We start from the raw sequence: 23,715 nt of genomic DNA, 5'->3' as shown, positions 1-23,715 counted from the left end.
GAAACGGAAGTGGTTCAACACCCCATGGATATCAAATTCACCCACCGGCTGTCATACAAGCAAGCCCGGCTGACTGTGCTGGTCGGTTTCATTCTGGGCACGCTGCTCAGCCTGCTGCAAATAGGCATCGATTATGCCAGCGAAGACGCCTCCATCAACCGCGAAATATTGTCTTTGCTGGAAATCAGCCACAACCCAGCCTCACGCATCGCCTACAACATCGACGCCGAACTCGCCCAGGAACTAGCCATGGGCCTGATGCGCTCGCCGGCAATCATCGGCGCGAAACTGACCGACAACAACAATGTCGTGCTCGCCAGCGTCAAGCGCCCGGGTCTGCAAAGCGGTTATCGAGTGATCAGCGACTTCCTGTTTGGGGCCAACCGGCAGTTCGAAGACCGCCTCTTTCTCGATCATCTGCCTGACGAATCCCTTGGGACCTTGCAACTTGAAGTCGATACCTATGCCTTCGGCAGCCGCTTCCTGCGTCGGGCCGAGGTGACGCTACTCAACGGTTTTGCGCGAAGCCTGATCCTGACAGGCATTCTTCTGGCGCTGTTCTACGTGATGCTGACCAAGCCCTTGGTGCGGGTTATTCGCGAACTCAGTGGCCGCGATCCGCGTAGCGCGCAGCCGACCTGGCTGGAATACCCGGCGGGGCATGAACACGACGAAATCGGTGTGTTGGTCAAAGTCGCCAACCAACAATTCGAAAACATCGCCACCGAAATCCAGCAACGACGCAACGCCGAAAACCGCCTGACCGACTACCTCAGTCAACTCGAAAACATCGTCTCGGCACGCACAGCGGAACTCAAGGCGATCAATGCCCGGCTCAGCCAATCCAATCAGGAACTGGAAACCGCTCGCACCACCGCCATCGAGATGGCAGAAGCACGCTCGGTATTTCTGGCCAACATGAGCCATGAAATTCGCACCCCCCTTAACGGCCTGTTGGGGATGATCGCGTTGTCGCTGGACGGTCCACTTACGGCCGAGCAACAGCAACAACTGTCGATTGCCCATGACTCGGGCAAAGTGCTGGTGGAACTGCTCAACGATATTCTCGACCTGTCCAAGTTCGATGCCGGTCAGCTGGAACTCGAACACATTCCGTTCGACCTTGGCGCCTTGGTCGAAGACACCGCCAACCTGCTGTCTCAGAATGCGGCGCCAAGTGTAGAGCTGACGTGCCTGATCGAGCCGCAATTTCCGGCGCTGGTATTGGGGGACCCGACTCGCGTGCGGCAGATCGTCAGCAATCTGTTGTCCAACGCGCTCAAGTTCACCCGCTTCGGTCGGGTCGATTTACGCCTGTCCACGTTCGAAGACGGCGTCAGAATCGAAGTCTGCGACACCGGTATCGGGATCGCCCACGATGCCCAGGTCAAGATCTTCCAGCCGTTTACCCAGGCAGGCGCAGGTATTACCCGACAGTTCGGCGGTACGGGACTGGGCCTGGCCCTCACCTATAACCTCTGCGAAGCCATGCAGGGACGTCTGACCATCAGCTCGGAAGCCGGTTTCGGTAGCCAGTTCTGCGCCGACCTGCCGCTGCCCGTCCACACCCGCGCAGTATCTCCGGCACCGCTGCCCGGGAAGGTCATTGCGATCACCGCCGCCGCCAGCAGCGGTCTGGCTGAACTGCTGAAAACCCTGTTACCCGCCTGGGGGCTCGACTATCAACAGCGCTCCATTGATGACTCGTTACTGGGGCTTGAGCCTGATGTACTGATCACCGACTGCCCCGAATGCCTGTTTGGCCTGCGCCCTACCCTTGCCGCGCCGATTCTGCTGGTGACCGCTTATGGCAACTTCATGCCCAGCGAACAGGTGAGCGCCCTCGCGCCGCTGCAGCAACAGGCACGTCCGCTGGCGCGCAATGCGCTATACCAAGCCTTGCAACGGGTCTTGTTTGCGCAAACCACGACAATCAATGGAGCGCGCATCGAAGCCCTTCCCCATCAGCGGCGCGGGCGCGTGTTGCTGGTCGAGGACAACCCGGTCAATCAGTTGGTGGCCAAGGGCATGCTCGGAAAACTCGGCTGCGAGGTCATCGTCGCCGCTCACGGCGCCGAAGCCCTGGATCAGCTTGAATACAGCGATTTCGATCTGGTGTTGATGGACTGCAACATGCCGGTGATGGATGGCTACGAAGCCAGTCGGCAAATTCGCCACAGCGGACGCTGGCCACAATTGCCCATCGTCGCGCTGACCGCCAACGCCATGTCCGAAGAACGCGAACGCTGCCGTGCGGCGGGCATGAGCGACTACCTGGCCAAACCCTTCCGCCGCGAAGAGCTGGCCGCCCTGCTCGATTTGTGGATTCCCACTACGACAGCGCTTTGATCTGCCCCAGCAAATGGTCAAGCCCCTCGCGCAGATCATTCAGGCGGTCCAGATCCACTCCGCTGTCACACAGCAGGCTCGCCTTGAGTGGGCCGACTTGATCACGCAATGCCTTGCCAGAAGGCGACAGACTCAGGTGCACCTCTCGCTCATCCCGGGCCGAACGTTGACGCTGCACCAGTTGCAGTTGCTCAAGACGTTTGAGTAACGGCGTCAAGGTGCCGGAATCCAGCGCCAGACGCTCGCCCAGCGCCTTGACCGTCGGTTGCTCGGGGGCGGCCTCCTGCCATTCCCACAACACCAGCATGGCCAGGTATTGCGGGTAAGTCAGGCCGAGCTGATCGAGCATCGGCTTGTAGGCCCGGATCACCGCCCGGGACGCGGCGTACAGCTTGAAGCAGAGCTGGCTGTCCAGCTTCAACGAATCAACTGACACGCTGTTCATTTGAGCAGAGCTTCAATCTCGCGGCTCAAGTCCTGCGGTTTGGTCGCCGGAGCAAAGCGCTTGACCAACTGACCGTCCTTGCCGATCAGGAACTTGGTGAAGTTCCACTTGATGCCCTGCGAGCCCAGCACCCCCGGAGCACGTTTTTTCAGTTGAACGAACAACGGATGGGCGCCTGCACCGTTGACTTCAATCTTCTTGAACAGCGGGAAGCTGACACCAAAGTTCAACTCACAAAATTCGGAAATCGCCTCTTCGTTGCCTGGCTCCTGTTTACGGAACTGGTTGCACGGAAAACCAAGGACGACCAGCCCCTGGTCCTTGTAGGTTTGCCATAACTCTTCCAGCCCTTTGTATTGCGGAGTGAAGCCGCACTTGCTCGCCGTATTGACCACCAGCACTGCTTTACCGGCGAAATCAGCCAGGGTCTTTTGTTCACCCTTGATGGTGGTGCAAGGGATGTTCAGCAGGTTGTCGCTCATGGTTTCTGACTCTGTATGGGATAGATTGAGACAAACATAGCGAGCAATTGAATTGTGTGCAATTTAATAAATCAATGGGAGCACGAAACCCCCCTGTAGGAGCACGGCTTGCCGGCGATGGCGTCCTTGAGATTGCCATCGCCGGCAAGCCGTGCTCCTACAGGGCTCACATTATTCGCGCGGCACCAGGTCCAGGCACACCGAGTTGATGCAATAACGCAGGCCGGTCGGCGGCGGGCCATCCGGGAATACGTGTCCCAAGTGTGCATCGCATTTGGCGCAGACCACTTCGGTGCGGATCATGCCGTGGCTGACATCGCGGATTTCGGTCATCGCGCTGTCGCCAATCGGCGCGTAGAAGCTCGGCCAGCCGCAGCCAGAGTCAAACTTGGTCCTGGAGTCGAACAGCGGCTCGTTACAGCAGATGCAGTGGTAGACACCGTCAGTTTTGGTTGCGTTGTATTTGCCCGAGAACGGTCGCTCGGTGCCTTTGAGACGGCAGACGTTGTACTGCTCTGGATCGAGCATTGCTCTCCATTCTTCCAGGGTTTTTTCCAACTTTTCCATCATCACACCTCAGCAGCTGAAAAAGCCCGATCTGTACCTTTTCCACGGATCGGGCGGCACGTATGATTGCGCCTCGTCAAACGCCAGTCTGGCAGCCAGACCACGCGCATTCAAACGGATTTATGAGTGCCGCCACTGAAGGCGTCAGGCCTGTGTGAATACGCAGGATTCCCAGCACGGTTGTTCATACGCCGCCTGGATCGTTCATTTTCGGGAACACATCGCCATGCAGGTCAGCAAATCGAACAAGCTCGCCAACGTCTGCTACGACATTCGCGGCCCAGTGCTCAAGCACGCCAAACGCCTGGAGGAGGAAGGTCATCGCATCCTCAAGCTGAACATCGGCAACCCGGCACCGTTTGGTTTCGAAGCGCCGGATGAAATCCTTCAGGACGTAATCCGCAATCTGCCGACGGCCCAGGGCTACAGCGACTCCAAGGGCCTGTTCAGTGCGCGCAAGGCCGTGATGCAGTACTACCAGCAAAAGCAGGTGGAAGGCGTCGGCATCGAAGACATCTACCTGGGCAACGGCGTTTCCGAACTGATCGTGATGTCGATGCAGGCCCTGCTCAACAATGGCGACGAAGTACTGGTGCCGGCCCCGGACTATCCGCTGTGGACGGCCGCGGTCAGCCTGTCGGGTGGCAACCCGGTGCATTACCTGTGCGACGAGCAAGCCAACTGGTGGCCGGACCTGGCCGACATCAAGGCCAAGATCACGCCGAATACCAAGGCCCTGGTGATCATCAACCCGAACAACCCGACCGGCGCCGTCTATTCCAAGGAAGTCCTGCTGGGCATGCTGGAGCTGGCCCGCCAGCACAACCTGGTGGTGTTCTCCGACGAAATCTACGACAAGATCCTGTACGACGATGCCGTGCACATTTGCACCGCCTCCCTGGCTCCGGACCTGCTGTGCCTGACGTTCAATGGTCTGTCCAAGTCCTATCGCGTGGCGGGTTTCCGTTCCGGCTGGATCGCCATCTCCGGCCCGAAACACCACGCCCAAAGCTACATCGAAGGCATCGACATGCTGGCGAACATGCGCCTGTGTGCCAACGTGCCGAGCCAGCACGCGATCCAGACCGCATTGGGCGGCTACCAGAGCATCAATGATCTGGTACTGCCACAGGGCCGCTTGCTGGAACAGCGCAATCGCACCTGGGAACTGCTCAACGACATTCCGGGCGTGAGCTGCGTCAAGCCGATGGGCGCGCTGTATGCGTTCCCGCGGATCGACCCGAAAGTCTGCCCGATCCACAACGATGAGAAGTTCGTCCTCGACCTGCTGCTCTCCGAGAAGCTGTTGATTGTTCAGGGCACGGCCTTCAACTGGCCTTGGCCGGACCACTTCCGTGTGGTGACCTTGCCGCGAGTGGATGAGCTGGAGATGGCCATCGGACGTATCGGCAGCTTCCTCAAGACCTATCGCCAGTAAGCGGCGGGTCTACGTGCGACTTTGGGTTAAAGTCGCACGTTGATTGATTCAGCAACATATCTGCTGTCCCGGCCGGCTTTCACCACTCGAACCGACGGCTGATGACACACCTCCCGCTCTCGCCTAACAATGGCGGGGGTAGCGACTGCATTAGGCCTACAAAAATCTCCTGCAAAAAAGTCGGAAAAGCCCTGCAACTGACTAAAGTGTTGATGTAGGACACAGTTTGAAATAGTCACCCGGTTGAATAGCCCGGTGCATCACCTTATATACCCCGCAGTACGCTACATCTTTAGCACGAGGAGACTTCTACAACCATGATGCGCATCCTGCTGTTTTTGGCCACTAACCTGGCGGTCGTGCTGATTGCCAGCATCACCCTGAGCCTTTTTGGCTTCAACGGGTTCATGGCGGCCAACGGGGTTGATCTGAACCTCAATCAGCTGCTGATTTTCTGTGCGGTCTTTGGTTTTGCCGGTTCGCTGTTCTCGCTGTTCATCTCCAAGTGGATGGCGAAGATGAGCACCAGCACCCAGATCATCACCCAGCCGCGCACCCGTCACGAGCAATGGCTGCTGCAAACCGTCGAGCAATTGTCCCGGGAAGCCGGGATCAAGATGCCTGAAGTCGGGATTTTCCCGGCCTATGAGGCGAACGCTTTCGCCACGGGCTGGAACAAGAACGACGCACTGGTCGCGGTCAGCCAGGGGTTACTGGAGCGTTTCTCGCCCGATGAAGTGAAAGCCGTTCTGGCCCACGAAATTGGCCACGTGGCCAACGGCGACATGGTCACCCTGGCGTTGATTCAGGGCGTGGTGAACACCTTCGTAATGTTCTTCGCACGGATCATCGGCAACTTTGTCGACAAGGTGATCTTCAAGAACGAAGAAGGCCAAGGCATCGCCTACTACGTGGCAACCATCTTCGCCGAACTGGTCCTGGGCATTCTGGCCAGCTCCATCGTCATGTGGTTCTCGCGCAAGCGTGAATTCCGTGCCGACGAAGCCGGTGCACGCCTGGCCGGTACTGCCGCGATGATCGGCGCCCTGCAACGCCTGCGCGCCGAACAGGGCCTGCCGGTGCACATGCCGGACACACTGAACGCCTTCGGCATCAACGGTGGCATCAAACAAGGGTTCGCCCGGATGTTCATGAGCCACCCACCGCTGGAAGAACGTATCAACGCCCTGCATCGTCTTCAGCGCTGATCGTTCAGCAATAAATCAAGGCCCGCAGAAATGCGGGCCTTTTTTTGTCTATTTTATTCCTCGACTGGACACTCGATACACCCGCTCTTCAAGTCGAGTGACACCTGCGTCGAGAAACTTCCCGCTCTCGCTCAAAACATCCTGATCTTCCAGAGTCTTCAGGTCCCACGATCCGCCCAATAAGCGCTGCACTTCGTCATCCAGCACAGCAAACGGGGGGCCGTCCATTTGCGCCTGGTCGTAATCCAGGGTGATCAACAACCCTTGAGACTCCTTCGGCAAAATTCGTATCAGGTGCGCTGCATATCGCTCACGCATCACCGGTGGTAGTGCAATCAACGCCGCTCGGTCGTACAAGGCGCCACAGTCAGCAACGTCGCCGGCGGTCAATGCGAAGAAATCACCGCACCAGACCTCGATCGAACCAGCCCGATAGACTGTGAAGGGGCCTTGATCGCTGACGTCCGGATCAAATTGATGCTCGCGAAAAAAGTCTTCCACCGCCTTTTCGGACAACTCAACGCCCAACACCTCGTGACCGCATTTTCCCAGCCACAACAGATCCAGACTTTTCCCACACAGTGGCACCAATACGCGCGCGCCCGCTTCCAGGCCCAATTGCGGCCAGTGCCGCTGCAGATAAGGATTCACTTCCGGCAGATGAAAGCCGATCTGATTCGTCGTCCACCGCTTGTGCCAAAACTCCGGCTGCATAATTAATCCCAAAAATTCGATCAAAAGACGCTAAAACTTATATTAGATTTAGATCAATGATCTGACTGAAGATGATGCCATCTTACTCTCAGGAGCTGATTCATGTTCCCTAGCCTGTACATATCCCACGGCTCCCCCATGCTGGCCCTGAAACCCGGCGCCAGCGGGCCAGCCCTTGCGCGCCTGGCCGCAGAATTACCGAAACCCAAGGCTATCGTCATTGTTTCCGCACATTGGGAAAGCCACGAACTGCTGGTGAGCGGCCATCCACAACCGGAAACCTGGCACGACTTCGGTGGCTTCCCACAGGCGCTGTTCGACGTTCAATACCCGGCCCCCGGAAATCCTCAATTGGCAGCGGACGTCGTCGAATTGCTGAAGGCCGCCGACCTGCCGGCGCGCATCGATACCAAGCGCCCCTTCGACCACGGAGCGTGGGTGCCTTTGACCTTGATGTACCCGCAAGCCGATATCCCGGTGGTGCAAGTCTCATTGCCCACCCGTGGCGGCCCTGCCCTGCAAACCCGTGTTGGCCACGCGCTGGCCAGCCTGCGTGAACACGGCGTGCTGCTGATCGGCTCTGGAAGCATCACCCATAACCTGCGCGAACTGGATTGGCAGGCCGGCCCGGAAAGCGTCGAGCCCTGGGCCAAGGCATTTCGCGACTGGATCGTAGAGAAACTGGCCGCCAACGACGAAACGGCCCTGCACGATTATCGCCAGCAAGCGCCAAACGCAGTGCGCAACCACCCTAGCGACGAGCATTTACTGCCACTTTATTTCGCCCGCAGTGCCGGGGGCGAGTTCAGCGTTGCCCACCAGGGTTTCACCATGGGGGCGCTGGGCATGGACATTTATCGCTTCGGCTGATCACGCAGGCAAAAAAAATCCCCGAACCAGTCGGGGATTTTTTATGTGCGATCAATCAGCTCAAGAGCGGATTAATCTTCGCGATAGCGACGCAGCTTCAACTGCTTACCGGCAACGCGAGTGTCCTTCAGTTTGGTCAGGAGCTTCTCCAGACCATCTTCCGGCAACTCGACGAGGCTGAAGCTGTCGCGCACCTGGATGCGACCGATCGCTTCACGAGCCAGGCCACCTTCGTTCAGGATGGCGCCCAGCAGGTTCTTGGCAGCGATACCGTCACGCGCGCCCAGCGCGGTACGGCAACGAGCACGACCTTCAGCCAATGGAACCGGAGCACGACGCTCACGATCACCACGGTCCGGACGATCACCAGTACGCTCTGGACGATCACCGCGCGGAGCGTTGTTCGGCACCAATGGACGTTCTTTCTCGATCGCGGCCAGGGTCAGGGCTTGAGCGTTGGTTGCCTTGCGCAGCAGGGCTGCGGCCAGTGCACGCGGGGTGCAACCAATGTCGGCAGTCAGGCGATCCAGCAGATCACCGTGAGTCGATTCGGCATCGCCAACCAGCGGCGACAGGCTGTTGGTCAGTTTCTTGATGCGGGCATCGAGAACGGCCTGAGCGTCCGGCAGGCGAACTTCGGCAACCTTTTGACCGGTTACACGCTCGATCACTTGCAGCATGCGGCGCTCACGTGGAGTCACCAGCAGCAGTGCACGACCTTCGCGACCGGCACGACCGGTACGGCCGATACGGTGAACGTAGGATTCCGGATCGTACGGCATGTCAACGTTGAACACGTGAGTGATGCGCGGAACGTCCAGGCCACGAGCAGCAACGTCGGTCGCCACAACGATGTCCAGACGGCCATCCTTGAGGGAGTCGATCACGCGCTCACGTTGGTTCTGAGCAATGTCACCGTTCAGCGCAGCGGCTTTGTAGCCTTTGGCTTCCAGGGCGCTGGCCAGGTCCAGGGTCGCTTGCTTGGTGCGCACGAACATGATCAGGGCGTCGAAATCTTCCACTTCCAGCAGGCTCAATACAGCCGAGGTCTTCTGGTCAGCGTGAACCAACAGGTGAGCCTGTTCGATCGCGGTAACGGTCTGAGTCTTGGTCTGAATCTTCACGTGTTGCGGGTCGCGCAGATGGCGTTCGGCAATGGCACGGATCGACTGCGGCAGGGTGGCCGAGAACAATACGGTCTGACGGGTTGCAGGCAAGGCCTTGAAGATAACTTCGAGGTCGTCCATGAAACCCAGTTTGAGCATTTCGTCAGCTTCGTCGAGGACCAGGTGGTTCACGGTCGACAGGACTTTTTCGTCACGACGCAGGTGGTCGCACAGACGGCCCGGAGTGGCGACAACGATCTGTGCGCCATTACGGATTGCTTTCAGTTGTGGACCCATAGGGGCGCCGCCGTAAACGGCCACAACGGTAACGCCCGGCATTTGCTTGGCATAGGTTTCGAAAGCGGTTGCTACTTGCAGCGCCAACTCACGGGTTGGCGCCAGGATCAGGGCTTGCGGCTCGCGCTTGGCAGGATCGATGCAATGCAGGATAGGCAAAGCGAACGCGGCGGTTTTACCCGTACCGGTTTGCGCCTGACCAATCATGTCCTGGCCGGCCATGATGATCGGGATCGATTGCTGCTGAATAGCCGAAGGCTCTTCGTAGCCAGTCGCAATGACGGCTGCAAGAATATTCGGATTAAGATTAAAAGCGGCGAAGCCGCCGGTTTCCTGGGTCATGGGTCTGCCTCTAAGTGCATCCGCAAAGACCCATGCTCCAAAGCTGCGCATGCCGTGTAAGACTCAAGAGTCGCCCTGGCTGCTTTGTCGGCGGGGATTTGCGAAAACGAATGAATGAAAAAGATTCGTCAAGGAAGAGTCCGCTGTGCGGACGTGCAGCCGAAGCTGACTTCGGGGAATTGCGCTACCTAAACGCGGCCCGGTTAAAGGCCGGCGCGCACTATACCGGAATTCGCCCAAAAAGGGAGCATTATTTGTCGGAAAACTGACGGATACACCGTTGTGTCACAGGCTTTGCGGATAATCGTGCAGCAGTCTATTTTGCAAAGGCCCGGCCCTGCTGGCGATGGCGCTAAAACGGTTCACTGTTATCACGCAGACCTGAGGTCTGACACACCCTTCCCTCCCGAGGAAATGCAGCATGAATCAGCCCTGTTCCAGTCGTGTAACCCGTGAACGACGTGACCATGTGCTGCTGATCGGCCTGGATCGGGTCGCCAAACGCAACGCCTTTGACCTCGACCTGCTCAACGAGCTGAGCCTGGCCTATGGCGAGTTCGAAGCGGACAACGAGGCGCGGGTGGCTGTGGTGTTTGGCCATGGGGAACACTTCACCGCCGGGCTCGATCTGGTCAACGCCAGCGCGGCATTGGCCGAAGGCTGGCAAGCACCGGCAGGAGGCTGCGATCCGTGGGGTGTTTTTGCCGGCCCCCGCGTCAGCAAACCGGTGATAGTGGCCGCTCAGGGTTATTGCCTGACCATCGGCATCGAGTTGATGCTGGCCGCCGACATCAACCTGTGCGCCAGCAACACCCGGTTCGCCCAAATGGAAGTCCAGCGCGGAATCTTCCCGTTCGGCGGTGCCACTTTGCGCATGCATCAATTGGCTGGCTGGGGCAATGCCATGCGCTGGTTGCTGACCGGGGATGAGTTCGATGCGCATGACGCCTTGCGTCTGGGGCTGGTGCAGGAAGTCATGGCCAGCGAGGACTTACTGCCAAGGGCGATTGAATTGGCCGAGCGGATTGCCCGACAGGCACCGCTCGGGGTACAGGCGACGCTGATGTCTGCCCGGCAGGCGCGCTATGAAGGAGAAACCGCTGCGGCACAGGGCTTGCCGGCGATGGTGAAGAAGTTGTTGAACAGTGAGGATGCCAAGGAAGGTGTGCGATCGATGATTGAGAAGCGACCCGGGATCTTCAAAGGAGTCTGAGATTTGTGTTGATGCGGAAAATGCCATCGCGGGCAAGCCATGCTCCTACAGGTTGCGCGTCCCCCTGTAGGAGCAAGGCTTGCCCGCGATGAGGCCATTGCAGACAACACGTTATGTCGCCGGACGAATCGCCTTGATCAACGACTGCAACGAATAACCCAATTGCGGCGCCAATCCTTCCGCCCGGGCCATCAAGCCGTCCATGTCCAGCACCTGATCCAGCTCCGAAGGCACGATCAAAATCACATTGCCCTCCTTCACCGGCAGCTCCCAGTAGTGCCGGTGATAAAGCCCGCGCAGCAACGCCGCACCCAACGGTTTGCCGTCATCGGTGGCCCACTGATTGATCACCAGCCAGCCACCCGGATTCAGGCGTTTCTGACAGTTCTCCAGGAAGCTCCAGGCCAGATGCCCGACACCAGGCCCGACATCGGTATAAAGGTCGACGAAAATCAAGTCCGCCGACTCAGCGGTATCGAGCAGTTCCAGGGCATCGCCGACGCGGATATACAGGCGCGGATCATCATCCAGCCCAAGGTATTCGATTGCCAGGCGCGGGACGTCGGGGCGCAATTCGATCGCCTCGACATCTTCCAGCGGCAGGAACTTGAGGCAGGCCTGGGTCAACGTGCCCGCACCAAGGCCCAGAAACAGTGCGCTTTCCGGTTGTTCGTGGCACAACGCGCCAATCAGCATCGCCCGGGTGTAGTCGTACTCGAGCCAGCTCGGATCAGCGGTAAACACGCAGCTCTGTTCAATGGCGTCACCGAACTCGAGAAAGCGGTAATCGGCCACTTCCAGCACGCGTATCACGCCGAACTCATCCTGTACCTCGGCGAGCAAATGCTCGACGCGCTCCTCAGTCATTTCGTCTCCAGAATCGTTACCGGGCCTGCATGCAATAAACAGCAGCGCACTTAAACCGCGAGGCGCGCGGCAAAGGCGCGATTGTCCGCGAAGCAACGGGAACAGGTCACGCACTAATTGCTGATAACATGACCGTCCGAGCGTAAAACACTAGAGAACGTGATGAGCCAACCCTGGAGCCCTGACAGCTGGCGCGCCTTGCCGATCCAGCAACAACCCCTCTACCCTGACGCTGCGCATTTGCAGCAGGTAGAGCAAACCCTGGCCAGCTATCCGCCACTGGTGTTTGCCGGTGAAGCCCGGGAGTTGCGCCGTCAGTTTGCCGAGGTCACCCAAGGCCGCGCGTTCCTGTTGCAAGGTGGCGATTGCGCCGAAAGTTTCGCCGAGTTCTCGGCCGCGAAAATTCGCGACACCTTTAAAGTCTTGCTGCAAATGGCGATCGTCATGACCTTTGCCGCCGGTTGCCCGGTGGTCAAAGTCGGGCGCATGGCCGGGCAATTTGCCAAACCGCGCTCCGCCAATGACGAAACCATCGACGGCGTGACACTGCCTGCTTACCGTGGCGACATCGTCAACGGCATCGGTTTCGACGAGAAAAGCCGCGTGCCGGACCCGGAGCGCCTGCTCCAGTCCTACCACCAGTCCACCGCCACCCTGAACCTGTTGCGCGCGTTCGCTCAAGGCGGGTTTGCCGACCTGCATCAGGTGCACAAGTGGAACCTGGACTTCATCGCCAACTCGGCGCTGGCCGAGAAGTACAGCCACCTGGCCAATCGCATCGATGAAACCCTGGCGTTCATGCGCGCCTGCGGCATGGACACTTCACCGCAGCTGCGCGAAACCAGTTTCTTCACCGCCCACGAAGCGTTGCTGCTGAACTACGAAGAAGCCTTCGTGCGTCGCGACAGCCTGACCAACGATTACTACGATTGCTCGGCGCACATGCTGTGGATCGGCGATCGCACCCGTCAGCTCGATGGTGCGCACGTTGAGTTCCTGCGCGGGGTGAATAACCCGATCGGGGTCAAGGTCGGCCCGAGCATGAACCCTGAAGACTTGATTCGCCTGATCGATGTGCTGAACCCGGACAACGATCCGGGCCGCCTGAACCTGATTGCGCGGATGGGTGCCAACAAGGTCGGCGATCACCTGCCGCAGCTGATTCGCGCCGTGCAGCGCGAAGGCAAGCAGGTGCTGTGGAGCTCCGACCCGATGCACGGCAACACCATCAAGGCGAGCAGCGGCTACAAGACCCGCGACTTCGCCCAGATCCTGGGCGAGGTGAAGCAGTTCTTCCAGGTGCACGAAGCTGAAGGCAGTTATGCCGGTGGTATTCACATCGAGATGACCGGGCAGAACGTCACCGAATGCATTGGCGGCGCTCGGCCGATTACCGAGGACGGGCTGTCGGATCGGTATCACACCCATTGCGATCCGCGGATGAACGCTGATCAGTCGCTGGAATTGGCGTTTTTGATTGCTGAGACCTTGAAGCAGGTTCGGCGCTAAACCGCGTCGCCCCCTTCGCGAGCAAGCCCGCTCCCACATTCGACCGCGTCCGTCTGGGCAACTCGGTCGAATGTGGGAGCGGGCTTGCTCGCGAAGGCGCTAGCTCAGGTACCGCCAATTCCAGCCAATGCCACTCTTAACCTGCTGGCACTCACCCGCTGACAATTCAACTGCACCTGCGCAAGCCCCAACCAATCCGCCATCTGCCGCAGATTGATAGCCAAAGCGTGCATCCCTTCGTCATCCAGCCCCGGCTCTTCTTCATGCACGGCGTGCACCGCCAGCCGCCCCAACGCCCGCTCAGCCCGCAGATCCACGCGTGCGGCAATCCGTTCGTTGTGCAGGAACGGCAGCACGTAATACCCGTAAACACGCTTGTCTTGCGGCGTGTAAATTTCCAGCCGATAACGAAAGTCGAACAGCCGCTCGGTGCGACTGCGTTCCCAGACCAGCGAGTCAAACGGTGAAAGCAACGCGCTGGCCTCGACCTTGCGCGGTACTTTCGGCTCAGGCAGGCAATAAGCCAGTTGCCGCCAGCCTTGCACCTGGCAAGTCAGCAACTCCCCGGCCTCGACCAGTTCCGCCAGACGCGGACGGCTGTCGGTCGGGTTCAAACGAAAATAGTCGCGCAGGTCCTTTTCCGTACCGACACCCAACGCCGTCGCTGCGTGCAATAACAGCCCACGCTGAGCCTCGGTTTCACTGAGCAATGGCTGCTGCAGAATCGCCGAAGGAATCACCCGCTCGGGCAAATCATAAAGTCGTTCGAAACCACGGCGGCCGGCAACCGTCACTTCTCCGGCGGCAAACAGCCATTCCAGGGCATGCTTTTCAGCGCTCCAGTCCCACCACGGTCCTGCCCGTTCCTGACGGGTTGACAAGCTTCCCGCACCCAACGCCCCCAGTTGTTCAACCGAGGCCAATACCCGGCGGATCGTGTCCTGCTGCTCGCGCCCGAAATTCGCCAGTTGCTGATAGATGTCTTCACCACGCGTCGCGCGCTGCATGCGCCAGCGCATCAACGGATACAGTGATAACGGCAGCAACGAGGCTTCATGTCCCCAATATTCAAACAGCGTGCGACGTCGACCCTGACTCCAGGCGGCCTGGTCTAGCAAATCGGAGGAGTAGTTACCGAGGCGGGAAAACAAGGGAAGGTAGTGCGAACGCACCAACGCATTGACCGAATCGATCTGCAGGATGCCCAACCGCTCGATCAGTCGGTTGAGTTGCACCGGTTTGATCGTCGCTGGCGGCTGGCGCCCGTTGAACCCTTGGGCAGCCAGTGCCAGACGTCGAGCCTGTTGGTTGGAAAAGGACAGCGTTGCGGGCATGAATACCTCCGTGTCTGCTCGCAACCTACCTCACCAGAGAGGAGTTTGTGTAGCAATGGCCTCATCATTTATGCATCGGATCATCCCAGAACGGCCTGACCGATTCATGTTCCACATCCGCACGACTCATACCGATGTCCTTCAGTGCTTCATCGCTCAAACTCGCCAGCAGCTCGCGTTCACGATGAAGTTCGTACCAGCGACTAAACTTGTGCAGCAGATCAGATACCACATGGGTTGAGAATTTTTGTTCAGTTACAACCTCGTTATGACCTTTCATCTCGTTGTCCTCCGTTGGGGATGGCCCAAGTCTCGCGCCAGCGTTAAGATCAATCCAACGAATGTTTCTGATGGTAACCATCTCGGAGATTGATGGATGTCGGCGTACCCCAGTATCGATACCGATGTGCTGCGCACCTTTGTCGCGATCGCCGACCAGGGCGGATTTACCCGCGCCGGTGAAATGGTCAATCGCACGCAGTCGGCGGTTAGCATGCAAATGAAGCGTCTGGAAGAAGACGTCTTGCAGCGCCAGTTGTTCGAACGCGATGGGCGTCAGGTCAAACTGACCGCCGAAGGCCAGGTTTTGCTGGGGTATGCGCGGCGCATCCTCAAACTTCACAGCGAAGTCTTCAATACGCTGCGCGAACCGCACATGATTGGCACCGTGCGCATTGGTACGCCGGACGATTACGTGATGCGCTTTCTGCCGGGCATTTTGTCGCGCTTCGCCAAGAGCTATCCGCTGATCCAGATCGAGGTTCACTGCGAATCATCAAAACAATTGCTGCAACGTCAGGATCTGGACCTGTCCATCGTAACCCGCGAGCCCGGCACCGAAATTGGCCAGTTGCTGCGCAAGGAGCGCTTCGTCTGGGCCGAGGCGCAATGTTTCAACGCCCATGAGCAGACGCCCCTGCCCCTGGCGATGTTCAACAGTGATTGTTTCTGCCGCTTGTGGGCGTGTAATGCGCTGGATGCCATGGGCCGCGAATACCGCATTGCCTACAACAGTTCGAGCCTGTCAGCGTTGATGGCCGTGGTCAGTGCCGGCCTGGCCGTGACCGCGCAACTTGAAAGCCTGATCACGCCGGACATGCGCATTCTCGGTGCCGCCGAAGACCTGCCGCTGTTGCCGGAAGCCTGCATCATGCTCGTGCGCAACCTGCACAACCCGTCACCGATCACCGAGTGTCTGGCCGAACACATCGTCGATGGCTTCAAACTTTAAACGCGAGCATCACCGCACAGCCCACCAGAAAACCGCAGAACAACCCGCGCAGCAGTCGCTCCGGCAGGGCGTGGGCGATTTTCACGCCCCAACTGATGCTCATCAAACCGCCGACGGCCAAGGGCACACCGATCAGCCAGTCCACCTGATGGTGCGCCGCGTAGGTCACCAGGGTGACGCCGGTACTGGGTAAGGCCAGCGCCAGCGACAAGCCTTGTGCCACCACCTGGCTGGTGCCAAACACACTGGTCAGCACCGGCGTCGCCACCACCGCCCCACCCACTCCAAACAAGCCGCCCATGGTCCCGGAGGCGGCGCCAAGCACGCCCAGCCATGGCCATGCGAAATGCATTTGCGCCGAGGCCGGCGTGCTGGCAGCGAACATTCGCACCAGGTTGTAGGCCGACAAGGCCACCAGGAACGCGACAAAACCGATCCGCATGGTTTGCGCATCAATGCCGACCGCCCAGATCGAACCGATCCAGGCAAAACAGAACCCCATCGACGCCAAAGGCAAGGCGTGACGCAATTCGATGCGATTGCGTTGGTGATAGCGCCACAGCGCCAGCATCACATTGGGCACCACCATCACCAGCGCCGTGCCTTGGGCGATCTGTTGATCAAGACCGAACAGCACACCCAACAATGGAATGGCGATCAAGCCGCCACCAATGCCGAACAACCCGCCGAGGGTGCCCAACGCCGCGCCAAACACCAGATACATCACGAACTCGATCACAAGCGATTTCCCTTTTGTCAGGGTGTTCATCCTACGCAGTCGGCGATAGCGCGGAAACGCACAGCAACGCACAATGGCTGTGCCAACTTCGCACAAGCGCGGACACCCCATGAACCCCAATCAATTGACCGAACAGCTCGGGCTTTTTCTGGATGTGCTGGAATCCGGGAGTTTTTCTGCTGCCTCGCGCCGACATCCGCTGACCCCTTCGGCCGTGGCGCGGCGCATCGACAGCCTGGAAAAGGCCGTCGGTAGCCAGCTGTTCATTCGCAGTACACATGCCGTCATGGCGACCCCGGCAGGCCTGGCCTTTGCCGAGCGCGCGCGGCGAATTGTCGCCGAGCTTCGGCTGGCCCGGGCCGAAGCGGTGTCCCTGAGCAGTGCCCCGGAAGGCTTGATCAGAGTGGATGCGCCCGCGGCGTTCGGACGCCGGCATTTGGCACCGGTGATTGCCGACTTCCTGATGCTTTACCCCGGCCTCGATGTGCAACTGCACCTGATCGACAGCTTTGTCGACATGCAAGGCTTGAACCTGGGCAAGGTCGATCTGGTGCTGCGCGCCGGGCAAATGGCCGACACCCGCCTGGTCGCCACACCGCTGGCAAGCATGGTGCGTATTGCCTGCGCCAGCCCGGACTATTTACAACGCCGCGGAGTGCCGACCGAGCCTGCGCAGTTAGTCGATCACGACGGCCTCGATTGGGACGGCCTGACCCCGCCCTTCGCCTGGCGCTTCGAACGCGATGGGCAGATGCATCTGCACCGCCCGGCGCGGATCCGCATGAGCGCCAACAATGCCGAGGCGCTGGTCTGCGGCGCATTGGCCGGACTGGGTATTGCCCACCTGCCGACCTGGCTGGCAAGCGAATACTTGCTGCGGGGTGAACTGCTGCCGCTGTTCTGCGAAAAGGGCCTGCCCAAACCGGAGTCCGCCGGCATCTATGCGCTGCGGCTGGCGCAACAGCCCAACTCACGCAGCCGTTTGCTGCTGGAATACTTGAAGACGCGCTTCAGCCCGATTCCACCGTGGGACCTGGCGCTGCAAAGCACGCTGGACCGCCATTAGTCGAAAATTATCTGGCGCATTAAAGATTCGCCCGCTAGATTCATGAAGATTACCGATCAAGGCTTTTGAGATGACCACCGAACGCGACACCCTGGACAACTGCGACCACCTGCTGCTGGATAATCAGGCGTGTTTCGCCCTGCACTCGACTTCGTTGCTGATGACCAAGGTCTACAAGCCGCTGTTGCAAGCGCTGGGCCTGACCTATCCGCAATACCTGGCGATGATGGTGTTGTGGGAACGCGATGGTCTGACCGTAGGTGAAATCAGCACGCGCCTGCTGACCGATCCCGGCTCCCTGACGCCACTGCTCAAACGCCTGGAAGTCGAAGGTTTGCTCAGCCGCACCCGCAGTCGCGAAGACGAACGGGTGGTGATCGTCGAACTCACCGAACAGGGCCGCGCCTTGCGGGAAAAAGCGCGCAGCATTCCTCAGTGCATCCTCGGCGCCAGCGGAATGACGCTGGAGCGACTGCAAAAGCTGCAGGCGGAACTGCAAGTGCTGCGCAGCAATCTGCAAGACAGCCTCTAATTCCCCAGTCAACATAGATCCCCTGTGGGAGCGAGCTTGCTCGCGATAGCGGTCTGACATTCGGCATTGATGTTGACTGATACACCGCTATCGCGAGCAAGCCCGCTTGTATGTTTAGACTTGAAGGGGTGGGCGGGACTAAAAGCTCGATTCCGACTCTAGCCAGTACGGACCGTGGGAGACTTCTCGTCCCGCCCCTTCTACCCGAAGCGCCGATAAGGAATTCATCGGTAAAACCGACGATAGAGGCAAGCCAGCGCAAGGGTAAACCCCGACAAGCCCTTAAACCCTAGCTCCGAGGATTCGTCATGACAATCCTTACCTCGCCAACGGTAATCCGCTTGTATGTTTAGACTTGAAGGGGTGGGCGGGACTAAAAGCTCGATTCCGACTCTAGCCAGTACGGACCGTGGGAGACTTCTCGTCCCGCCCCTTCTACCCGAAGCGCCGATAAGGAATTCATCGGTAAAACCGACGATAGAGGCAAGCCAGCGCAAGGGTAAACCCCGACAAGCCCTTAAACCCTAGCTCCGAGGATTCGTCATGACAATCCTTACCTCGCCAACGGTAATCGGTATCGATGTAGCCAAGGCCGAAATCGTCGCTTACCGCGAAGACATGCAAACCACTCAACACATCAACAACGACCGAGAGACTCTTGGGCGTTGGCTCAAAGCTCTGCCTGCGCAAAGCTCAATTGCTTTGGAAGCCACCAGCATTTACCACTTGGACACGGTCGAACTGGCCCATGAAATGGGACACCGGGTTTACGTTGTGGATGCTTATCGTCTGAGCCACTACCGCGAAAGCATTGGCCAACGGGCGAAAACCGACCCTTGTGATGCGCGCCTGCTCGCGCGTTACCTGTCTAGCGAGCAGGATCGACTGCGCCTCTGGAGTCCACCTCCGCAGGCCTACAAGGTGTTGAAAAGTCTGCTTCATAGACGCGCAGAGCTTATCAATGTGCGTGTGGGCATGACGCTGAGTTGGTCAGGTGAGCCGCTTCTGAAGGATGAATTGGCCCGGCAATTGAAGTCCTTCAAACAAGCGGAGCAAGCCATYCAGAAATTACTGCACAAAGTCAGCAAAAAGGCAGGCATCACCGAAAACATCAAGCGCTGCAAAGCCATTGAGGGGATCGGTGAGCTTACGGCTATGGGCTTGGCGACCGCATTCATGCGCGGTCACTTCGCCAACGGCGATGCATTCATTGCTTTTTTGGGGATGGACTTGCGAGCAAAGGATTCAGGCAAGAAGAACAGCCCTCGCCACCTGTCCAAAAAAGGCGATACGGAGCTGCGGCGCCTGGCTCACAACGCGGCGATGGCGGCTTGTCGGTCTGCCACCTGGAAACCGTACTATGAGTCCTATCTCGTCAGAGGCTTGGCAAAAACCCAAGCCCTGGTGATCCTCGCCCGCAAGCTATGCCGGGTGGCATTCGCTCTCATGAAAAACCAGAGCGAATACCAGCCAAATTTAAGGCTGCAGGGTTCCCCTGCAACATAGAATCTCCCACATTANGCGATACGGAGCTGCGGCGCCTGGCTCACAACGCGGCGATGGCGGCTTGTCGGTCTGCCACCTGGAAACCGTACTATGAGTCCTATCTCGTCAGAGGCTTGGCAAAAACCCAAGCCCTGGTGATCCTCGCCCGCAAGCTATGCCGGGTGGCATTCGCTCTCATGAAAAACCAGAGCGAATACCAGCCAAATTTAAGGCTGCAGGGTTCCCCTGCAACATAGAATCTCCCACATTGGTTTTGTGGCGACCCTTCCAGCCACGTTCGCCCCCCTCCCAGAAAAAATTTTCACCCCTGAAAATCCCGCCTCAACCGCTCTAGCTCGGCCCTTCACATCACCCGCCAAAATTTCGAACACAACTTTTTCAAAATTTTATCTTGCGCACTAAATACTTGCGCTGTACATTCATTTCGCACTTACTTAGCGCGCAAACATTTAGCGCAAAACACCCAAACCAAAATGAGGCTCACACCATGCAAACTCTCTACACCGCAATCGCAACTTCCACCGGTGGCCGTGATGGTCGTGCTGTTTCCAGCGACAACATCCTCGACGTCAAACTTGCCACCCCGAAAGAACTCGGTGGTGCCGGCGGCGCAGCGACTAACCCTGAACAACTGTTCGCAGCCGGCTACTCCGCCTGCTTCATCGGCGCACTGAAGTTCGTCGCCAGCCAGACCAAACGCAGCATCCCGAACGACGCCTCGATCACTGCCCATGTCGGCATCGGCCAAATCCCTGGCGGTTTCGGCCTGGACATCGACCTGCACATCAGCCTGCCAGGCCTGGAACAAGCCGATGCGCAAGCCCTGGTCGACGCCGCCCACCAGGTCTGCCCGTACTCCAACGCCACCCGTGGCAACGTCGATGTGCGCCTGCACGTTACCGTCTAACCGTTGATCCCAAGGCCCGTACAGGAAACGAACATGAACACTTTCAGCAAAGTCTTGACCGGCACCCTTCTCGCCCTGTCCATCGGTAACGCGTTCGCAGGCGACGGTGTTGAACACAACACCCAGGCATTCCTCGACGCTCTGAATGCCGGCACCGGCAAACCGATGGAACAGCTCACCCCCAAAGACGCGCGCGCCGTACTGGTGGGTGCGCAATCCGGGGTAAAACTGACGCTGCCAAAAGCCGATGTCAGCGAGAAGACCATTCAAGTCGACGGCCAACCGCTGCGCCTGACCATCGTCCGGCCGGCCGGAGTCAAGGGCGAGTTGCCAGTGTTCATGTTCTTCCACGGCGGTGGCTGGGTATTGGGGGACTTCCCGACTCACGAACGACTGGTCCGTGATCTGGTAGTCGGCTCAGGGGCTGCGGCGGTGTTCGTCAATTACACCCCGTCCCCGGAAGCGCACTACCCGGTGGCGATCAATCAGGCTTATGCGGCGACCCAATGGGTGGCCGAGCACGGTAAAGAGATCAACGTCGACGGCAAACGCCTGGCCGTGGCCGGCAACAGTGTCGGTGGCAACATGGCGGCAGTCGTTGCGCTGATGGCCAAAGACAAGGGCACGCCGGCTATCAAATACCAGGTGTTGTTGTGGCCGGTGACGGATGCGAGCTTCGAGACGGCGTCTTACAACCAGTTTGCCGAGGGGCACTTCCTCACCAAAAACATGATGAAGTGGTTCTGGGACAACTACACCACCGACGCCAAGCAGCGTAATGAGATTTACGCCTCGCCGTTGCGGGCTACCACCGCACAACTGAAGGGCTTGCCACCTGCGCTAGTGCAGACAGCGGGCGCCGACGTTCTGCGCGATGAAGGTGAAGCTTACGCCCGTAAACTCGATGAAGCCGGGGTGCCGGTCACGTCGGTTCGCTACAACGGCATGATCCACGACTACGGTTTGCTTAACGTGGTGAGTCAGGTGCCAGCGGTGCGCTCCGCGATGCTGCAGGCGTCGCAAGAGCTCAAGCAACATTTGAAATGAAGTAAAGCATCGCAGCCTCGCTTCGCTCGACAGCTCCTACATGGTTTTTGCATTTCCTTGTAGGAGCTGTCGAGTGAAACGAGGCTGCGAATCTTATGATCTTTACCTTTCAGGCATAAAAAAACCCGGCTCAATGGCCGGGCTTTTTCATTCCTGAAGCAGTGCTTATTTAGCACGACCTTTGTAGGAACCGCCTTCGCGGGTATCGATCTCGATCATGTCGCCGATTTCGATGAAGTCAGCAACCGACAGCTCGGTACCGTTCTTCAGTTTGGCAGGCTTCATCACCTTGCCGGAAGTGTCACCGCGAGCGGAACCTTCGGTGTAGTCAACCTGACGCACGATAGTGGTCGGCAGTTCTACGGAAACCAGACGCTCTTCGAAGAAGATCGCTTCGCAAACATCGGTCATGCCTTCTTCAACGAAAGGCAGAACGGCTTCGATGTCTTCAGCGTTCAGCTCGTACATGGTGTAGTCAGTGGTGTCCATGAACGTGTAGGCGTCGCCGCTGATGAAGGACAGGGTCGCTTCTTTACGGTCGAGGATTACGTCGTCCAGTTTGTCGTCGGCGCTGTAAACGATTTCGGTCTTGTAACCGGTCAGCAGGTTTTTCAGCTTGGTCTTCATGATCGCGCTGTTACGACCCGACTTGGTGAATTCAGCTTTCTGAACCAGCCAAGGATCGTTTTCGAGACGGATCACCATCCCGGGTTTCAGTTCTTTACCAGTTTTCATTACGAATATCCGAATTTGGATGGGATTTACAAAAATCTAGGCCGCGTATCATATCCAATTTACATAAAACTGTACCAGCGCCGCGGCAAGATCGGCCTGCAAGGCTTGTTCCAGACACCACGCCTCGGCGTGTTTTTGCAGCTGGGGCCAGTGTTTGCGGGCCATGCGCCAGTGGGCGGACATATCATGCCCCGCATTCCACGCGCGCCAAAGACCGCTGATCGCCTCGCTGGCAGGGGCGGACAGGCCTTTTGTGTACAACTCGAGGAAGGCGTCAAGCTTGTCCAGGTGGATGTCTTCCTCCTGCTGATAGATGTGCCAGAGCATTGGCCGGCCTGCCCACTGGGCGCGGACGAAGGAATCTTCACCGCGCACGGCGTTGAAATCGCAGCACCAGAGCAAATGATCGTATTGATCCTGTCGGACGAACGGCAGCACCTGAACGGTCAATCCGTCGCGGACATGCCGGGCGCCTGCTGCCAACCCTTCAACACCGAGCCAGCGTTCGACATCGCCGAGAATGCGCCCTTCGGGCACCAGCAAATGGGTCGGCAACGGATCAGCCGCCATCACATCCAGCCAACTCGACAGCCCGGTATTTTCATAGGCAAACAGCGAAATCAGTTGGGCATTCGGGGCCGGATCTATTCCCAGGCCTTGAAGGAATTCTCGTTGCGCCTCGCGACTTTGCTGAAACTGTCGACGACGCTCAAGCAATCCTCTTTCACGCAACAAACCACCGGTGCCCTTTTGGAATCCCGGGAAGAAGAAGTACTTCTGCACCGTTTTGTATTTCACCGACGGCAAACCGTGGCAACCGCTCACCCAATCCTCGGCGCTCAGATAGTCAAGATTCATCCACAGCGGCGGCTTTTCCCGTGCGGCCATGGCGTCCATGTAGGCACTTGGCAACTGGCAGGCGAACGCGGCGATGACCACATCCGCCGCCTCTGTGGCCAACCACGCTACTGGCCATTGGCGCACGTCGACACCGGCCTGCGATTGCTGCGCGGCATGGATATCGATCTGGGGGCACAGGCGTTCGAAGGCGCGCAGGTCATCGACCCACAAACGCACGTCGACCGGGTACTCGGCCACCAGTTGTCGTGCCAGGCGCCAGGTCACGCCGATGTCGCCAAAGTTGTCGACCACGGTGCAAAAAATATCCCAGCGGGTTTTCAGTTCAGGCATTGCGGATTCCCGTTGGCAAA

The 23,715-nt window shown here is 58.6% G+C and carries 23 protein-coding genes and 1 pseudogene; 13 read left to right on the top strand and 11 right to left on the bottom strand.

Annotation, left to right across the window (positions count from 1 at the left end; genetic code table 11):
• Window positions 1–24: 24 nt before the first annotated feature.
• Window positions 25–2,349 carry a response regulator gene (locus BMS17_RS20605; RefSeq protein ID WP_077431602.1) on the top strand — a complete coding sequence of 775 codons (2,325 nt, stop codon included), beginning with the start codon at window positions 25–27 and terminating at the stop codon, window positions 2,347–2,349.
• Here the strand turns inward: BMS17_RS20605 and BMS17_RS20600 are convergent.
• The 3 genes from BMS17_RS20600 to msrB all read right to left on the bottom strand — a co-directional run bounded on the left by BMS17_RS20600 (window position 2,333) and on the right by msrB (window position 3,843).
• Window positions 2,333–2,794: a MarR family winged helix-turn-helix transcriptional regulator gene (locus tag BMS17_RS20600; RefSeq protein ID WP_046032402.1), complete on the bottom strand. Its 462-nt coding sequence runs from the start codon at window positions 2,792–2,794 to the stop codon at window positions 2,333–2,335. The two genes, BMS17_RS20605 and BMS17_RS20600, sit on opposite strands and share 17 nt — an antisense overlap.
• The gene (locus BMS17_RS20595) at window positions 2,791–3,276 is read right to left on the bottom strand and encodes a glutathione peroxidase (protein ID WP_046032403.1); all 486 of its coding nucleotides are present in this window, start codon (window positions 3,274–3,276) and stop codon (window positions 2,791–2,793) included. The genes BMS17_RS20600 and BMS17_RS20595 overlap by 4 nt, the downstream gene beginning before the upstream one ends.
• A 171-nt stretch (window positions 3,277–3,447) precedes the next feature.
• Window positions 3,448–3,843 carry a peptide-methionine (R)-S-oxide reductase MsrB gene (gene msrB / locus BMS17_RS20590; protein ID WP_077432199.1) on the bottom strand — a complete coding sequence of 132 codons (396 nt, stop codon included), beginning with the start codon at window positions 3,841–3,843 and terminating at the stop codon, window positions 3,448–3,450.
• Between the two features lie 226 nt (window positions 3,844–4,069).
• On the opposite strand from msrB, the gene BMS17_RS20585 reads away from it, so the two are divergent.
• On the top strand, window positions 4,070–5,281 hold the full coding sequence (locus BMS17_RS20585) for a pyridoxal phosphate-dependent aminotransferase (protein ID WP_046032405.1): 1,212 nt from the start codon (window positions 4,070–4,072) through the stop codon (window positions 5,279–5,281).
• A gap of 317 nt (window positions 5,282–5,598) precedes the next feature.
• Window positions 5,599–6,489, top strand: a complete 891-nt coding sequence (gene htpX / locus BMS17_RS20580; protein ID WP_027925729.1) for a protease HtpX — start codon at window positions 5,599–5,601, stop codon at window positions 6,487–6,489.
• 48 nt (window positions 6,490–6,537) lie between these two features.
• On the opposite strand, the gene BMS17_RS20575 is transcribed toward htpX, so the two are convergent.
• Window positions 6,538–7,203, bottom strand: coding sequence for a thiopurine S-methyltransferase (locus tag BMS17_RS20575; protein WP_046032406.1), 666 nt, complete (start codon window positions 7,201–7,203; stop codon window positions 6,538–6,540).
• Window positions 7,204–7,305: 102 nt separating this feature from the next.
• Between BMS17_RS20575 and BMS17_RS20570 the strand changes: the two genes are divergently transcribed.
• Window positions 7,306–8,073 carry a class III extradiol ring-cleavage dioxygenase gene (locus BMS17_RS20570; protein ID WP_046032407.1) on the top strand — a complete coding sequence of 256 codons (768 nt, stop codon included), beginning with the start codon at window positions 7,306–7,308 and terminating at the stop codon, window positions 8,071–8,073.
• A gap of 71 nt (window positions 8,074–8,144) precedes the next feature.
• On the opposite strand, the gene BMS17_RS20565 is transcribed toward BMS17_RS20570, so the two are convergent.
• Window positions 8,145–9,818 (bottom strand): DEAD/DEAH box helicase, encoded by a 1,674-nt coding sequence (locus tag BMS17_RS20565; RefSeq protein WP_046032408.1) that lies wholly within the window; start codon window positions 9,816–9,818, stop codon window positions 8,145–8,147.
• A 421-nt stretch (window positions 9,819–10,239) separates the two neighbouring features.
• Here BMS17_RS20565 and BMS17_RS20555 point away from each other — a divergent pair, with 421 nt between their 5' ends.
• Window positions 10,240–11,031: a crotonase/enoyl-CoA hydratase family protein gene (locus BMS17_RS20555; RefSeq protein ID WP_046032409.1), complete on the top strand. Its 792-nt coding sequence runs from the start codon at window positions 10,240–10,242 to the stop codon at window positions 11,029–11,031.
• Between the two features lie 111 nt (window positions 11,032–11,142).
• Here BMS17_RS20555 and BMS17_RS20550 read toward each other — a convergent pair whose 3' ends face one another.
• The gene (locus tag BMS17_RS20550) at window positions 11,143–11,898 is read right to left on the bottom strand and encodes a spermidine synthase (RefSeq protein ID WP_046032410.1); all 756 of its coding nucleotides are present in this window, start codon (window positions 11,896–11,898) and stop codon (window positions 11,143–11,145) included.
• A gap of 162 nt (window positions 11,899–12,060) precedes the next feature.
• On the opposite strand from BMS17_RS20550, the gene BMS17_RS20545 reads away from it, so the two are divergent.
• Entirely contained in the window at window positions 12,061–13,407 is a 1,347-nt protein-coding gene (locus BMS17_RS20545; protein WP_046032411.1) for a class II 3-deoxy-7-phosphoheptulonate synthase, read from the top strand.
• Window positions 13,408–13,511: 104 nt separating this feature from the next.
• On the opposite strand, the gene BMS17_RS20540 is transcribed toward BMS17_RS20545, so the two are convergent.
• Both BMS17_RS20540 and BMS17_RS20535 read right to left on the bottom strand, forming a co-directional pair.
• A complete protein-coding gene (locus BMS17_RS20540; protein WP_046032412.1) occupies window positions 13,512–14,741 on the bottom strand; it encodes a winged helix-turn-helix domain-containing protein in 1,230 nt (409 codons plus the stop codon).
• Window positions 14,742–14,805: 64 nt separating this feature from the next.
• Entirely contained in the window at window positions 14,806–15,021 is a 216-nt protein-coding gene (locus BMS17_RS20535) for a DUF1127 domain-containing protein (protein WP_046032413.1), read from the bottom strand.
• Window positions 15,022–15,117: 96 nt separating this feature from the next.
• On the opposite strand from BMS17_RS20535, the gene BMS17_RS20530 reads away from it, so the two are divergent.
• Window positions 15,118–15,972, top strand: coding sequence for a LysR substrate-binding domain-containing protein (locus BMS17_RS20530; protein ID WP_046032414.1), 855 nt, complete (start codon window positions 15,118–15,120; stop codon window positions 15,970–15,972).
• Here the strand turns inward: BMS17_RS20530 and BMS17_RS20525 are convergent.
• Window positions 15,962–16,711, bottom strand: coding sequence for a sulfite exporter TauE/SafE family protein (locus BMS17_RS20525; RefSeq protein ID WP_077431601.1), 750 nt, complete (start codon window positions 16,709–16,711; stop codon window positions 15,962–15,964). The two genes, BMS17_RS20530 and BMS17_RS20525, sit on opposite strands and share 11 nt — an antisense overlap.
• Before the next feature lie 109 nt (window positions 16,712–16,820).
• Here BMS17_RS20525 and BMS17_RS20520 point away from each other — a divergent pair, with 109 nt between their 5' ends.
• The 6 genes and pseudogenes from BMS17_RS20520 (at window position 16,821) to BMS17_RS20490 (ending at window position 21,769) form a co-directional block, all read left to right on the top strand.
• Complete coding sequence (locus tag BMS17_RS20520) at window positions 16,821–17,777, top strand: LysR family transcriptional regulator (RefSeq protein ID WP_077431600.1); 957 nt, start codon at window positions 16,821–16,823, stop codon at window positions 17,775–17,777.
• A 70-nt stretch (window positions 17,778–17,847) separates the two neighbouring features.
• Window positions 17,848–18,309, top strand: coding sequence for a MarR family winged helix-turn-helix transcriptional regulator (locus BMS17_RS20515; protein WP_046032417.1), 462 nt, complete (start codon window positions 17,848–17,850; stop codon window positions 18,307–18,309).
• Between the two features lie 543 nt (window positions 18,310–18,852).
• A complete protein-coding gene (locus BMS17_RS20500; protein ID WP_046031124.1) occupies window positions 18,853–19,815 on the top strand; it encodes an IS110 family transposase in 963 nt (320 codons plus the stop codon).
• 77 nt (window positions 19,816–19,892) lie between these two features.
• Window positions 19,893–20,051: pseudogene (locus BMS17_RS30680) on the top strand (IS110 family transposase); the annotation flags it as partial.
• A 251-nt stretch (window positions 20,052–20,302) separates the two neighbouring features.
• Window positions 20,303–20,722, top strand: coding sequence for an organic hydroperoxide resistance protein (locus BMS17_RS20495; protein ID WP_046031808.1), 420 nt, complete (start codon window positions 20,303–20,305; stop codon window positions 20,720–20,722).
• Between the two features lie 33 nt (window positions 20,723–20,755).
• Window positions 20,756–21,769, top strand: a complete 1,014-nt coding sequence (locus BMS17_RS20490; RefSeq protein ID WP_077431599.1) for an alpha/beta hydrolase — start codon at window positions 20,756–20,758, stop codon at window positions 21,767–21,769.
• Between the two features lie 165 nt (window positions 21,770–21,934).
• On the opposite strand, the gene BMS17_RS20485 is transcribed toward BMS17_RS20490, so the two are convergent.
• Together BMS17_RS20485 and earP are read right to left on the bottom strand one after the other, a co-directional pair.
• On the bottom strand, window positions 21,935–22,504 hold the full coding sequence (locus tag BMS17_RS20485; protein WP_046031806.1) for an elongation factor P: 570 nt from the start codon (window positions 22,502–22,504) through the stop codon (window positions 21,935–21,937).
• A 48-nt stretch (window positions 22,505–22,552) separates the two neighbouring features.
• Window positions 22,553–23,695, bottom strand: coding sequence for an elongation factor P maturation arginine rhamnosyltransferase EarP (gene earP / locus BMS17_RS20480; protein ID WP_046031805.1), 1,143 nt, complete (start codon window positions 23,693–23,695; stop codon window positions 22,553–22,555).
• Window positions 23,696–23,715 lie beyond the last annotated feature (20 nt).

Origin of the sequence: Pseudomonas sp. C9, from assembly GCF_002000165.1 — a bacterium.
Lineage (GTDB): Bacteria > Pseudomonadota > Gammaproteobacteria > Pseudomonadales > Pseudomonadaceae > Aquipseudomonas.
The sequence above is the reverse complement of the archived record's forward strand: the minus strand, read 5'-3'. Positions and strand labels throughout refer to the sequence as shown.